The 13,349-nt window shown below is 71.2% G+C and carries 12 protein-coding genes, 1 tRNA gene and 1 pseudogene; 7 read left to right on the top strand and 7 right to left on the bottom strand.

All coding sequences use genetic code 11. From position 1 onward, the window contains the following. Positions 1 to 52 precede the first annotated feature (52 nt). A complete protein-coding gene (locus tag SM793_RS02540) occupies positions 53 to 355 on the bottom strand; it encodes a co-chaperone GroES (protein WP_320436400.1) in 303 nt (100 codons plus the stop codon). A gap of 221 nt (positions 356 to 576) precedes the next feature. Continuing rightward, positions 577 to 918, bottom strand: coding sequence for a DUF3618 domain-containing protein (locus SM793_RS02535; protein WP_320436310.1), 342 nt, complete (start codon positions 916 to 918; stop codon positions 577 to 579). Between the two features lie 140 nt (positions 919 to 1,058). On the opposite strand from SM793_RS02535, the gene bcp reads away from it, so the two are divergent. Continuing rightward, positions 1,059 to 1,535, top strand: a complete 477-nt coding sequence (bcp, locus tag SM793_RS02530) for a thioredoxin-dependent thiol peroxidase (protein ID WP_320436309.1) — start codon at positions 1,059 to 1,061, stop codon at positions 1,533 to 1,535. Between the two features lie 107 nt (positions 1,536 to 1,642). On the opposite strand, the gene SM793_RS02525 is transcribed toward bcp, so the two are convergent. Then, on the bottom strand, positions 1,643 to 4,018 hold the full coding sequence (locus tag SM793_RS02525; protein ID WP_320436399.1) for a chitinase C-terminal domain-containing protein: 2,376 nt from the start codon (positions 4,016 to 4,018) through the stop codon (positions 1,643 to 1,645). Between the two features lie 330 nt (positions 4,019 to 4,348). On the opposite strand from SM793_RS02525, the pseudogene SM793_RS02520 reads away from it, so the two are divergent. Together SM793_RS02520 and SM793_RS02515 are read left to right on the top strand one after the other, a co-directional pair. Continuing rightward, a pseudogene (locus SM793_RS02520) lies at positions 4,349 to 4,471 on the top strand (HNH endonuclease); the annotation flags it as partial. Between the two features lie 62 nt (positions 4,472 to 4,533). Further along, positions 4,534 to 4,618: transfer RNA gene (locus SM793_RS02515), tRNA-Leu, on the top strand. A gap of 75 nt (positions 4,619 to 4,693) precedes the next feature. Here SM793_RS02515 and rdgB read toward each other — a convergent pair. The 4 genes from rdgB to SM793_RS02495 all read right to left on the bottom strand — a co-directional run bounded on the left by rdgB (position 4,694) and on the right by SM793_RS02495 (position 7,036). Next, positions 4,694 to 5,299: an RdgB/HAM1 family non-canonical purine NTP pyrophosphatase gene (gene rdgB, locus SM793_RS02510; protein ID WP_045938651.1), complete on the bottom strand. Its 606-nt coding sequence runs from the start codon at positions 5,297 to 5,299 to the stop codon at positions 4,694 to 4,696. Positions 5,300 to 5,336: 37 nt separating this feature from the next. Next, on the bottom strand, positions 5,337 to 5,726 hold the full coding sequence (locus SM793_RS02505) for a hypothetical protein (protein ID WP_149030570.1): 390 nt from the start codon (positions 5,724 to 5,726) through the stop codon (positions 5,337 to 5,339). 183 nt (positions 5,727 to 5,909) lie between these two features. Beyond that, on the bottom strand, positions 5,910 to 6,644 hold the full coding sequence (gene rph / locus SM793_RS02500; protein ID WP_030394224.1) for a ribonuclease PH: 735 nt from the start codon (positions 6,642 to 6,644) through the stop codon (positions 5,910 to 5,912). 158 nt (positions 6,645 to 6,802) lie between these two features. Further along, positions 6,803 to 7,036, bottom strand: a complete 234-nt coding sequence (locus tag SM793_RS02495; RefSeq protein ID WP_030060521.1) for a glucose PTS transporter subunit EIIB — start codon at positions 7,034 to 7,036, stop codon at positions 6,803 to 6,805. A gap of 380 nt (positions 7,037 to 7,416) precedes the next feature. Between SM793_RS02495 and SM793_RS02490 the strand changes: the two genes are divergently transcribed. From SM793_RS02490 to SM793_RS02475, 4 genes are all read left to right on the top strand, one after another. Continuing rightward, positions 7,417 to 8,706, top strand: a complete 1,290-nt coding sequence (locus tag SM793_RS02490) for a PTS transporter subunit EIIC (RefSeq protein WP_320436308.1) — start codon at positions 7,417 to 7,419, stop codon at positions 8,704 to 8,706. A 395-nt stretch (positions 8,707 to 9,101) separates the two neighbouring features. After that, a complete protein-coding gene (locus tag SM793_RS02485; RefSeq protein WP_320436307.1) occupies positions 9,102 to 10,379 on the top strand; it encodes a PTS transporter subunit EIIC in 1,278 nt (425 codons plus the stop codon). Positions 10,380 to 10,937: 558 nt separating this feature from the next. Beyond that, positions 10,938 to 12,005 (top strand): LLM class flavin-dependent oxidoreductase, encoded by a 1,068-nt coding sequence (locus SM793_RS02480; protein ID WP_320436306.1) that lies wholly within the window; start codon positions 10,938 to 10,940, stop codon positions 12,003 to 12,005. After that, on the top strand, positions 12,002 to 13,291 hold the full coding sequence (locus tag SM793_RS02475; RefSeq protein ID WP_320436305.1) for an NtaA/DmoA family FMN-dependent monooxygenase: 1,290 nt from the start codon (positions 12,002 to 12,004) through the stop codon (positions 13,289 to 13,291). The genes SM793_RS02480 and SM793_RS02475 overlap by 4 nt, the downstream gene beginning before the upstream one ends. Positions 13,292 to 13,349: the final 58 nt, after the last annotated feature.

Genomic DNA, 13,349 nt, shown 5'->3' with positions numbered 1-13,349 from the left:
GGGCCACCGCGCCCACGGCGCGGCGGCCCGCCGGAGAGTCGCGCTCAGCGGCTCACAGGTACAGCCCGGTCGACCCCTCGTTGTCACCGAAGCGCATCGCGGCCACGGCGTGCAGATCACGCTCGCGCAGCAGCACATACGTGGCGCCGCGGACCTCGACCTCCAGCTTGTCCTCGGGGTCGTAGAGCACCCGGTCGCCGGGCTCGACGGAGCGCACGCTCTGGCCGACGGCGACCGCCTCGGCCCAGGCGCAGCGCTTGGAGATCTCGGCCGTGGCCGGGATGAGGATGCCGCCGGTGGAGCGGCGCTCGCCCTCCCCGGTCTCGGTCCGCACCAGCACACGGTCGTGCAGCATCTTGATCGGCAGCTTCTCGCCCAACCGGTCGTGGCGCCGCTCGTCGGACTCGACGGAGAGGGACTGCTGGGTGGGTTCGTCGTTCGTGCTCACGACCCCGAAGGTACCGCCCCCGGGCGCGGCCCGTGACGCCAGCCCGGTTCCGCCCCTGACGGCCGGGCCCCGGACGACGCCGGGCCGGGCACCAGCTGCCCGGCCCCAGGACGTCGTGCCGCCGCGGGTCAGCCCTTGCGGCGCTTGCGCGCGGAGGCGACCAGCAGCAGCAGGCCGACCCCGACCAGCGCGGCCGGGACGATCCGCTCCTTGCGCGGCTGCCCCTTCTCGTCCACGAACTGCGCCCGGGCCTGCTCGACCAGCCCGCTCGCGGCCACGTACGCCCGGCCGGCCTTCTCCTCGACCGTGGCCACGGCCTTCGCCTTGACCTGGGCGGAGATGGTGGTCGGATGCACCCGCACGGCGAGCTCGTCCAGGGTCGCCGCCAGCTGGGTGCGGGTACGGGTGATGTCCGCCTCGATCTGGGCGGTCGTCCGCGCCGACTTGTCCGTAGTGCTCGCCTCGCCCACTCGGGCCACCCCATTCACTGATGTTGTCCTGTGCGACTGACCCAGTGTGTCAGCTGCCACGCGGGCCCGCGCGGCCCCACCCACCATCAGGGGTAAGTTGGCCGTGGTACGACTGCCCGCCCAGCACCAGGAGAAACCCCGTGAGTGAGCGTCTCCAGCCCGGTGACACCGCGCCCGCCTTCACCCTGCCCGACGCCGACGGCAACGACGTGTCCCTGGCCGGCCACCTCGGCCGCAAGGTGATCGTCTACTTCTACCCGGCCGCGCTCACCCCCGGCTGCACCAAGCAGGCCTGCGACTTCACCGACAACCTCGAGGTCTTCGCCGGCGCCGGCTACGACGTCATCGGCATCTCGCCGGACAAGCCGGAGAAGCTCGGCAAGTTCCGCGAGGCCGAGGACCTCAAGGTCACCCTGCTCTCCGACCCGGAGAAGAAGGTGCTGGAGGCCTACGGCGCGTTCGGCGAGAAGAAGCTCTACGGCAAGACCGTCACGGGCGTGATCCGGTCGACCGTGATCGTGGACGAGCAGGGCAAGGTCGAGCACGCGCTGTACAACGTGAAGGCGACCGGCCACGTGGCCAAGCTGCTGCGCGACCTCGAGGTCGAGGCGGTCTGACCCGGGCCTCCCCGTAGGGCGGCAGCCCGGACGACGCAGCGGTGGCGGCGCACCCCCCGACCGGGTGCACCGCCACCGCCGTCTCTCACCTCAGGCGACCGCTGTCATCAGCAGGCGCCGAGGTCGCTCCAGACACCCCAGGCGCCGCTGGCGCTCGGGTCGTCGCCCTTGGTCCACCACTTGTTCTGGTAGTAGTGGCCCTTCCAGGAGACCTTGGTGGTGGCGGCGTAGGTGGTGCCCGCGTCCCAGCTCGGCGCACCCGCGCAGCCGGTCGGCGGCGTGGTGGGAGGCGTCGTCGGCGGGGTCGTGGGCGGGGTCGTGGGCGGGGTGGTCGGCGGCGTCGTGGGAGGCGTCGTCGGCGGGGTCGTGGGCGGAGTGGTCGGCGGCGTGGTCGGCGGGGTCGTACCGCCGTCCACCGCGCCGCGGGTCAGGTCGCCCTTGAGCCCGTACAGCGTGCCGGCCACGTTGACCGTCCAGTTGGACGGCGTGGACACCGGCAGGTAGTAGACGAAGTCCAGGTCGACCGAGGCACCCGGGGCGAGCGACTGCCAGCCCGGCAGCTTGACCGACACCCGGTTGTAGGTGCCCTTGAGGCCGCCCACGTTCGGGCCGGTGTGGTCCTGCTTGATCACCGTCAGGCCGAAGCCCGACTGGTCCTTGGCGTTGCCCGGGGCCGAGTTGCCGTAGTCGAACTGGAACTCGGTGCCGCCCGGCAGGGTCAGCGTCGAGTTGTTGACGATGTGGATCTTCGGGTTGATCGGGTAGTTCGAGTCGCCCAGCGCGAAGTTGGTGAACGACACGTCGACCGGCAGCGTCTGCTGCGGCAGCGCCGTCGTCGAACGGATCGCCCCGTACGGCGAGGCCGCCTTGAACTTGTCGTACATCAGCGAGGTCAGCGTGCTGCCGGGCACGTACTGGCCCTTGCCGCCGTTCGCGGCCGCGTCCCACTTGTAGTCGCCCGCGAGCTCCCAGATCATCGCGCCGCCGGCGCCCTGGTTGACGATGTAGTCGGCCTTGGCACCGACCGACTGCTCGTCCTCGGTCGACAGGAAGACCTTCTTGGCGTCGTTCCACAGCCACGGCGCGACCAGCGAGGAGCTGTAGTTGCGCACGTAACTGCCCTGCAGCGCGGTGTCCTTGACCCCGTACTTGGACAGGTAGTCGGGCAGGACGCCCTTCTCCAGGTTCTTCGCGTGCCACATCGGGTTCGACCCGGCCGGGGACTCCTTGCCCGCGTCGTCCTTGTCGTTCCAGATGTTGTCGATACCGACCGCGCCGTCACCGCAGGAGGTCAGGCCCGCGCCGACCGGACAGGTCGTCGCCGCGGCGGTGCCCCAGAGGCCGTTGGTGCCGCCCTGGACGTTCTTGAAGCCGCGGGTGTAGTACGGCAGGCCGACATTGACCCGGCCGCCCGGCATCGAACCGCGGAAGTAGTGGTACGACCAGTCCGCGTTGAGGTACCCGATCCCGCCGTACTGGCCGGTGCCGTAGACGTTGGCCGCCGCCAGCTCGCCGTCCTTGCCGTCGTCGAACAGCGAGGCGTTCGGGCCGACGTACTTGTTCCAGGCGCCGTGCAGGTCGTACGACATGATGTTGACGTAGTCCAGGTACTGCGCCACCTGGAAGGTCTCCATGCCGCGCAGCAGGTAGCCGGACGACGGGGCCGCGACCGAGAGCAGGTAGTGCTTGCCGTCGGCGGCACCCGCCCGGTCCAGCTTCTCCCGCAGCGTCTTCATCAGGGCGGCGTAGCCCTTGGCCAGCGAGCCGCGCTTGCTGTTGGCGAGCTGCCAGTCCAGCGGGTTGCCCGCGTCCTTCATCGAGGTCGGGTACTCGTAGTCGACGTCGACGCCGTTGAAGCCGTACTTCTTGATGAAGTCGACGGACGAGGCGGCGAAGGTGTCGATGCCCGCCTGGTTGACGCTGCCGTCCGGGTTGACGGTCATCGAGTAGAAGCCGCCGGTGTTGACGCGCTTGCCGTCGTCACCGAAGTAGCCGCCCGTCTCCGTCCAACCGCCCACCGAGATGAGGGTCTTGACGTTCGGGTACTGCTTCTTGTACTTGGTCAGCAGGTTGAAGTGCCCCTTGTAGGGCAGCGACGGGTCGAGCTCGGCGCCGGGCACGCCGGGGAACGAGATGCCGGTGGCCTCGTTCTTGTCGTTGTCGGTGCCGACGGACAGCTTGTTGTCCGGACCGACGTGGCCGAAGGCGTAGTTGAGGTGGGTGACCTTGTCCCACGGGATGTCGCTGACCAGGTACGGCGGCGTGCCGTCCTTGCCGGTGCGCCAGCCGGTGAAGTAGCCGATGATGCGGCGCTGGTGGTCGGCGCCCATCTTCTCGCGGCCGTTGGTGTCGTAGACGTTGCAGTACGGGACGTCGACCCCGGGTGTGGCGTAGAGGCCGTCGGGACGACAGGCGGCGTTGTCGACGGTGGCGGACGCCTGCGAGGGCGCCGCGCCCAGCGTGGCCATCAGCAGGCCGGCCATGGTGGCCGCAGCCAGCGAGGCCAGGCCGGCGCGGGCCGCCGGGCTCTTGGACCGACGGGCAGCGGTGGGACGCCGCTCCGCCGTGGATCGGATCAACACTCGGTCCTCCGGGCAGAGTGTCGGCGCGTGCCTGTGGGGGAGCACGCACGTGGGGGAAAGCAGATTGGCGCCGAAGCTATGTGGTCTGAACCACATAGGTCAATAGGTCTGTACCAATTGGTAATCAAATCCCCAACCCGGGGCACCCGGACGGCCACCCTCCGCCCGCCACCCCGACCCCACCCGCCCCGACCGCCGCACCCACCCGCCCCGACCCGCCGGCGGCACCCCCTGGAGGTCGATCACATCAACGGGGACTGGTCCGACAACCGGCCGGACAACCTCCGGCTGCTCTGCCCGAACTGCCACGCCATCACCGCCACGTACTGCCGACGGAAGAGCCCCCGGCCGTAACAGGCCGATCGGAAGGTGCCGACGGTTCCGCGAGCCCAGTACCATGATGGCCAGCAGGACAGGCGGCCGTGGCGCAGAGGCGACGCAGACGGTTTAGGTCCGTTGGCCCGCGAGGGCTTGAGGGTTCGAATCCCTTCGGCCGCACCAGGTATCGGCTTCAAATCGAAGGCCCGCCCCGAATCGATCTTCGGGGCGGGCCTTCGTCGTTCACGGGGTTCCGGATCAGCCGATCAGGTCCTTCACGACCGGGGCGAGGGCGCGGAAGGCCTGGCCGCGGTGGCTGATGGCGTTCTTCTCCGCCGGGGTGAGTTCGGCGCAGGTGCGGGTCTCGCCGAGGGGCTGGAGGATCGGGTCGTAGCCGAAGCCGCCGTCGCCCGCCGGGGCGGTGCGCAGGGTGCCGAGCAGGCGGCCCTCGACGACGCGCTCGGTGCCGTCCGGCAGGGCGAGGGCGGCGGCGCAGAAGAAGTGGGCGCCGCGGTGCTCGGGAGCGATGTCGGAGAGCTGGGCGAGCAGCAGGTCGAGGTTGGCGCGGTCGTCGCCGTGCTTGCCGGACCAGCGGGCGGAGAGGATGCCGGGGGCGCCGCCCAGGACGTCGACGCAGAGGCCGGAGTCGTCGGCGACGGCGGGCAGTCCGGTGGCGCGGGCCAGGGCGTGCGCCTTGAGCAGGGCGTTCTCGGCGAAGGTGATGCCCGTCTCGGGGACGTCGGGGATCTCCGGGTAGGCGTCGGCGCCGACCAGTTCGACGTCCAGGCCGGCGTCGCCGAGGATGTCGCGGAGTTCGGCGACCTTGTGCTGGTTGCGGGTGGCGAGGATGAGTCGGGTGGTCATGGATCCACCCTAAACGGACAGCGGCCGTGAGCCCTCGTCAGCCGGTGCAGACCTTGGTGAGGTTGGAGGCCGCGTTGCCGAGCGGCTTGAAGTCCGGGACCTGCTTGTTGTTGACGGCCTGCTGGACCTTGTCGACCTGGGTGTTGAGGTCGTTGATGGCCTGGACGACGTCGGTGTCCTTGGAGTTCTTGCCGAGCTGGTCGAGGTCGTTCTTGAGCTTCTGCAGCGCCTGTCCGGCCGCGGCGGAGTCGTTGCTCGCGTTGCTGTAGGCGTTGCTGACCTCGTTGATGTCCCCGGTGATCTTGACGGCGGTGTTGCCGCAGTCGAGAGCCTTCTGGGCGGCGGAGCAACTGACCGCGCTGAGGGGGAGGATGGCGATCAGGCCGGCCACGGCGAGCATGGTGGGGCGGGCAATGCTCTGGGGCATCCGGTCCTCCTGGGTGCGCGGGTATCCGGAAGGGAACGACGCGCGCCGAGGGGTGCGCGGTTCCCGCGACGGGGTACTGCGGGAACCGTACGGGCTCCGGACCCGGCGTGTACAGCGACCTGGTCCGGAGCCCGGGGGATTTCGCGGAACCGAGACGGAACCGGTATGCGGGGGGTGCCGGCGTCAGCTCTCCAGCTCGCCGAGGACCTTGCGCTGGACCTCGTCGAGCTCGGCGCAGCCGAGGGTGCCGAGGTCCAGCAGCTGGTCGAGCAGGGCACGGTCGAAGGGGGCGCCCTCGGCGGTGCCCTGGACCTCGACGAAGCGGCCGTCGGAGGTGCAGACGATGTTCATGTCGGTCTCGGCGCGGACGTCCTCCTCGTAGCGGAGGTCGAGCATGGGGGTGCCGTCGATGATGCCGACGCTGACGGCGCTGACCCCGCCGGTGATCGGCTTGCCCTTGGCGCGGAGGAGCTTGCGCTCGCGGGCCCAGCCGACGGCGTCGACGAGGGCGACGTAGGCGCCGGTGATGGCGGCGGTGCGGGTGCCGCCGTCGGCCTGGAGGACGTCGCAGTCGAGGACGATGGTGTTCTCGGCGAGGGCGCGGTGGTCGACGACGGCGCGCAGCGAGCGGCCGATGAGGCGGCTGATCTCGTGGGTGCGGCCGCCGAGGCGGCCCTTGACGGATTCGCGGTCGCCGCGGGTGTTGGTGGCGCGCGGGAGCATGGAGTACTCGGCGGTGACCCAGCCTTCGCCGCTGCCCTTGCGCCAGCGGGGGACGCCCTCGGTGACGCTGGCGGTGCACAGCACCTTGGTGTCGCCGTAGGAGATGAGGACGGAGCCTTCGGCGTGCTTGCTCCAGCCCCGTTCGATGGTGACGGGGCGGAGCTGGTCGGGGGTGCGGCCGTCGATGCGTGACATAGAAACCGAGCGTAGTCGGTTGCGAGGGGCGTCCCGGCGTGCCGCGGCCCGCCGACCGGAGGGGTCGGCGGGCCGGGGTGGCGCGGGCGCGGAGGCCGGGGCCGGGGTGGCGCGGAGGCCGGTGGAGCGGGCCGGTGGAGCGAGCCGGTGGGCTCAGCTCACATCATGTCCTCGATGTCGGCGGCAATCGGGTCGGCGTCGGTGCCGATGACGACCTGGATCGCGGTGCCCATCTTGACGACGCCGTGGGCGCCGGCGGCCTTGAGCGCGGCCTCGTCGACGAGGGAGGCGTCCTTGACCTCGGTGCGAAGGCGGGTGATGCAGCCCTCGACCTCTTCGATGTTGTCGATGCCGCCGAGACCGGCGACGATCTTCTCAGCCTTGCTGGCCATTGCTTTCTCCCTCTGTCTCGGCTCGTCGGCTGCTCTGCCGGGTGCCGTCCTGCGCGGTGACCTCGGTCGCGGGTGACGCGTGGTCAGTGGTCGGTCGTGCCGTGGCGTGCTGTCGGAGCAGCGCGACCAGCATGACGCGATCCGGACCGATATGTCACGTTAGTCCACTTTTGGCCCACTTCGACGCGCATACCCCTGGTCGGCACCCGAGGATGACGAGCAGCGGGGCCGGTCTCCCGGTGCGCGGACTGCGTCCCAAAGTGGTCTACACCAATATATGTGTACCTCGATGAACGCAGGAAGGGCCCCGGGTGTTCCCGGTCCCCGCCCGAGGTCCCGCCGGGGACCACCGGACGGCAACCGCACTCGGAGGGCGAAGGATGAGCTCGGCAAGCGCCGCGGCGTCGCAGGCCACGTGGTGGCACACCTTCTACGGCGGACTCCAGAAGATGGGCCGCTCGCTCCAGCTGCCGGTGGCGGTACTCCCGGCCGCCGGCATCCTCAACCGGCTCGGGCAGCCCGACGTCTTCGGCAAGGACGGCCTGGGCTGGGACAACGTCGCCAGGGTCTTCGCCGCGGCGGGCGGTGCGCTGCTGGACTCCTCGCTCGGTCTGCCGATGCTGTTCTGCGTCGGTGTCGCGATCGGCATGGCGAAGAAGGCCGACGGCTCGACCGCGCTCGCCGCGGTGGTCGGCTTCCTCGTCTTCTACCGGGTGCTGCACGCCTTCCCCGAGCACTGCAAGCCGCCGACGGTGCTGATCAGCGACCAGTGCGTGGACTACACCTCGGCGAAGGCGGCCGCCGCGACGTACCAGAACCCCGGGGTGCTGGGCGGCATCCTGATCGGCCTGATGTCGGCCTGGCTCTGGGTGCGCTTCCACCGGACCCGGCTGGTCGACTGGCTGGGCTTCTTCAACGGCCGCCGCCTGGTGCCGATGATCACCGCCCTGGTCGGGATGGTCACGGCCTGTGTGGCGCTGTGGGTCTGGCCGCCGATCGGCCGGGGCCTGAACGACTTCAGCCAGACCCTCGCCGACCTGGGGTCGGTCGGCGCGGGCATCTTCGGCGTGGCCAACCGGGCCCTGCTGCTGATCGGCATGCACCAGCTGCTGAACACCTTCGTCTGGTTCCAGTTCGGCGAGTTCACCAAGCCGGACGGCACGATCGTGCACGGCGACATCCCGCGCTTCCTGGGCGGGGACCCGACGGCCGGGCAGTTCCAGTCCGGCTTCTTCCCGATCATGATGTTCGCGCTGCCGGCCTGCGCGCTGGCCATCGCGCACGCGGCCAAGCCGCACCGGCGCAAGGAGATCTACGGCCTGATGGTGTCGCTGGGCCTGACCTCCTTCGTGACCGGCGTCACCGAACCGATCGAGTACTCCTTCGCCTACATCGCCCCGGTGCTGTACGGGGTGCACGCCCTGCTGACCGGTGCCTCGATGGCGATCACCTGGGCGCTGGGGGTGCACGACGGCTTCAGCTTCTCGGCCGGTCTGATCGACTACGCGATCAACTGGAGCCTGGCCACCAAGCCCTGGCTGATCATCGTCATCGGGCTCTGCTTCGCCGCCGTGTACTACGTGCTCTTCCGCTTCATCATCGTGAAATTCGACCTGAAAACCCCGGGGCGGGAGGACGAGAGCGAGGTCGAGGACGTGACCAAGGCATAAACCGAGCGTCACCACAGTCAATCCGAAAAGGCCCCCGGACCCTTGGTCCGGGGGCCTTCGGCATATCCGGCCCGGGCCGATGGTCCCGGTGCGGAACGCCGGACCGTCACTGGTGACGAGCCATGGGTGACCTGCCGGGCGGCGCCGGGGGCCATCGGCTTTTTGTTGCGCAATTAGCCAAAATACCAATCACGGCGGGTAATCAAGATCGTTGAACCGCAAGTAGGTTTCGATTTCATAGCGCTTCCCATCAGCACCGCTTTCGAGGGTTCCGCGCCCCCTCCACCCGTGCTACAAAACTGGTCTACACCACGTGTGGTGTAGACCAGTTCGCGGTTCGGCCCCCTGTGCCCTCCCCCCGACCGACCCGCCCTTGCCGTTAGGAATCCACCCCCATGAGTCAGTCAGCGCAGGCACCGGCGCCCGCCACGGCTCCGGCCGCACCCAGTCCCGCCAAGAAGTTCGGCCAGAACCTGCTGCAGGGCCTGCAGAAGATCGGCCGCAGCCTCCAGCTGCCCATCGCCGTTCTCCCCGCCGCCGGTCTGCTGATGCGTCTGGGCCAGGACGACGTCTTCGGCAAGGACGGCCTCGGCTGGGACAAGGTCGCCGCGGTCTTCGCCGCCGCGGGCAACGGCGTCTTCGACAACCTGCCGCTGCTCTTCGCGGTCGGCATCGCCATCGGCTTCGCCAAGAAGGCCGACGGCTCGACCGCGCTGGCCGCCCTGGTCGGCTTCCTGGTCTACAAGAACGTGCTCACCGCGTTCCCGATCGCCGAGGGCCACATCGCCGACGGCAAGTGGGTCCCCGCCACCTACCAGAACCCCGGCGTGCTCGGCGGTATCGTGATCGGCCTGCTCAGCGCCGTGCTGTGGCAGAAGTACCACCGCACCAAGCTGGTCGACTGGCTCGGCTTCTTCAACGGCCGCCGTCTGGTCCCGATCCTGATGGCCTTCGTCGGCACCGCCGTCGGTGTGTTCTTCGCCCTCACCTGGGGCCCCATCGGCGACGCGATCAAGAGCCTGAACGACACCCTCATCGGTGCGGGCGCCGTCGGCGCCGGTGCGTTCGGCCTGGTCAACCGCGGTCTGCTGCCGGTCGGCATGCACCAGTTCGTCAACTCCTACGCCTGGTTCCAGACCGGTGACTTCACCAAGCCCGACGGCACCGTCGTGCACGGCGACCTGACCCGCTTCTTCGCCGGCGACCCGACCGCCGGACAGTTCATGTCGGGCTTCTTCCCGATCATGATGTTCGCCCTGCCGGCCGCCGCCTTCGCGATCGCCCACACCGCCAAGCCGCACCGCCGCAAGGCCGTCACCGGCATGATGCTGTCGCTGGCCCTGACCTCCTTCGTGACCGGTGTCACCGAGCCGATCGAGTTCTCCTTCGTCTTCATCGCCCCGGTGCTGTACGTCATCCACGCCCTGCTCACCGCCGTCTCGATGGCCGTCACCTGGGCGCTCGGCGTGCACGACGGCTTCACCTTCTCCGGCGGTCTGATCGACTACGCGCTCGCCTGGAGCAAGGCCACCGACCCGTGGATGATCATCCCGCTCGGCCTGGCGTTCGCCGCGCTGTACTACTTCCTCTTCCGCTTCGCGATCCTGAAGTTCGACCTCAAGACCCCCGGCCGCGAGGACGAGGACGAGATCGAGGACGTCACCAAGGCCTGAGGCCCGACGCCCGGAACCACCCGCACGCCGCTCACGGCCCCGCCCCGCCACCCTCCCCCGGGTGGCGGGGCGGGGCCGTTCCGCGTCCCCCCGGAGCCGCCTTCCCCGCCGGCGCCCGCCCGGCTCGCCACAGGCCCGGCACCGCCGCGCCTGGCGTCCGCCGAGCTGTCCACCCGGGCGGCCACCCGCTGGGACGGCGGTTGACGAACCGGCGAGGACGCTGGTCAACTGGGGCGGTGAACGCCTCCCACCCGCTGGTGACCCGCAGCCACATCGACTTCGGTCGCGTGTGGTCCGCGGCGTGTCGCGGCTGACCCGAGCGCTCCCCGCGCCGTCGCCCGGCTGACCTCCCGCCGCGCCCGGCCGTTCCTCCCCTCCCCCGCGCCCGCCCGTGCCCCGGGCGCGCGGCCCCGTGCCCGCCCGCACCGCCCCGTACCCGTACCCGCACCGCCCCGGCCGCCCCACCGCTTCCGGGCCGCCGGCCGCGGGCCACAGGTCACGGACCGGTCCGCGACCGCCGCACGCACCGCTTCCGTACGAGGAAAGTCAAGGCCACCCATGCCCCGCCAACTGCACCTTTCCGCCGCCCTCGACAGCCCCGGCCGGTTCGACGCCGCCCACTTCACCGCCCTCGCCCGGCTCGCCGAACGGGCCACCCTCGACTTCGTCACCCTCGACGACTCCTACACCCCCGAACCCCGCCGGCTCGACGCGCTGGCGACCTTCGCCCGGCTCGCCCCGGTCACCCACGGCCTCGGACTGGTCCCGACCGTCACCACCACCCACACCGAGCCCTTCCACACCTCGATCGCGGTCAACACCCTGGACTGGGTCAGCGAGGGCCGGGCCGGCTGGCTGGTCGGTGTCTCCGACACCGAGGCCGAGGCCCGGGCCTTCGGCCGCCGGGGCACCGCCCCGGCCGAGGCGCTCTGGGCCGAGGCCGCCGACGCCGCCGAGGCCGCCTCCCGGCTCTGGGACAGCTGGGAGGACGACGCGGAGATCCGCGACGCCGCCACCGGCCGCTTCGTCGACCGTGCCAAGCTGCACCACATCGACTTCGAGGGCCCGTACTTCTCGGTCCGGGGGCCGTCCATCACCCCGCGCCCGCCGCAGGGCCGCCCGGTGATCGCGGTCACCGTCGCCGCCGCCGACCTCGCGCCGGACGCCGGCCCCGGCGCTCGCGCCCGGGTCACCACCGCCGTCCGCCACGCGGACGTCGTCCTGCTCGACGCCCCCGACCGGGCCACCCGGCTGACCGCCGCCACCGAGCTGCGGCTGCGCGGCGGAGAGGCACTGCGGATCCTGGCCCGGATCCCGGTCGCGCTCACCACCGCCGCCGCGACCGCCGCCCTGCTCACCGAGGCCACCGAGGGCGGCGGCGGGGTCGACGGCTTCCACCTGGTGCCCGCCGACCCGGCCCGCGACCTGGCGGTGCTCGCCGACCACGTGGTGCCGGCCCTGCGCGAACGCGGCCTGTTCCGCGCCGCCTACACCGGCCGCACCCTGCGCGACCGGCTCGGCCTGGCCCGGCCCGCCAGCCGCTACGCGTCCGCCGCCGTCACACCTGCCGCCGCCATATCCGCCACCACCGCCGTATCCGCCGCGACCGCCGAGGTGCCCCGATGACGGACCGTCCGCTCAAGCAGATCCACCTCGCCGCGCACTTCCCCGGCGTCAACAACACCACGGTGTGGACCGATCCGGCCGCCGGCAGCCAGATCGCCTTCGACTCCTTCCGCCACCTCGCCGCCACCGCCGAGCGCGGCCGGTTCGACTTCCTCTTCCTCGCCGAGGGCCTGCGGCTGCGCGAGGTCAAGGGCCGGATCCACGACCTGGACGTACTGGGCCGCCCCGAGTCGATCACCGTCCTGGGCGCGCTCGCCGCCGTCACCACGCACCTGGGGCTGGCCGCGACCGTCAACGCCACCTTCAACGAACCGTACGAACTGGCCCGCCGCTTCGCCTCGCTGGACCACCTCTCCGGCGGTCGCGCCGCCTGGAACGTGGTCACCTCCTCGGACGCCTTCACCGGTGGGAACTTCCGCCGCGGCGGCTACCTCGACCGCGCCGACCGCTACACCCGGGCCGCCGAATTCGTGCAGCTGGCCCGGGAGTTCTGGGACGCGGCGGGCACCGGCACGGTCCGCCACCGGGGTCCGCAGTTCGACGTCGAGGGAACCCTCTCGGTGCCCCGGCCGCCGCAGGGCCACCCGGTGGTGATCCAGGCCGGGGACTCCGACGAGGGCCGCGAGTTCGCCGCCGCCACCGCCGACGTGGTCTTCAGCCGGCACTCCACCCTGGCCGCCGGGCAGGCCTTCCACGCCGACGTCAAGCGGCGGCTGGCCGCCTACGGGCGCAAGCCCGACGAGCTGAAGATCATGCCCGGGGTGACCTGGGTGCTGGGCGACACCGAGGAGGAGGCCGTCGAACGGGCCGCCGCGATCCGCCGCGCCCAGGTGAGCCCGGCCACCGCCATCGCCTACCTGGAACAGGTCTGGAACGTCGACCTGTCCGGCCACGACGTGGACGGCCCGCTGCCGGAGACCGACCCGGTGCGCGGCTCCGGGCTGGTCCAGGGGCGGACCTCGCTCGGGGATCCGCTGGAGATCGCCGCCGAGTGGCGGGCGGTGGCCGCCGCGAAGGGGCTCAGCAGCCGCGAGCTGGTGATCGAGGTGACCGGCCGGCAGTCCTTCGTCGGCACCCCGCGGAGCGTGGCCGAGCAGATCGACCGCCATGTGCAGAGCGACGCCGCGGACGGCTTCATCCTCGTCCCGCACCTCACCCCGGGCGGGCTGGACGAGTTCGTGGACCGGGTGGTGCCGCTGCTCCAGGAGCGCGGGGTGTTCCGTACCGAGTACACCGGGACGACCCTGCGCGACCATCTCGGCCTGCCGGTCCCCGGCCGCCGCTGAGACCACCGCCGGGGCCGCCGACCCCGGCGGCGGCCCGGACTGGACCGGACCGGACCGG

The organism is Kitasatospora purpeofusca (assembly GCF_034043715.1).
GTDB classification, from domain to species: Bacteria; Actinomycetota; Actinomycetes; order Streptomycetales; family Streptomycetaceae; genus Kitasatospora; species Kitasatospora purpeofusca_A.
The sequence above is the reverse complement of the archived record's forward strand: the minus strand, read 5'-3'. Positions and strand labels throughout refer to the sequence as shown.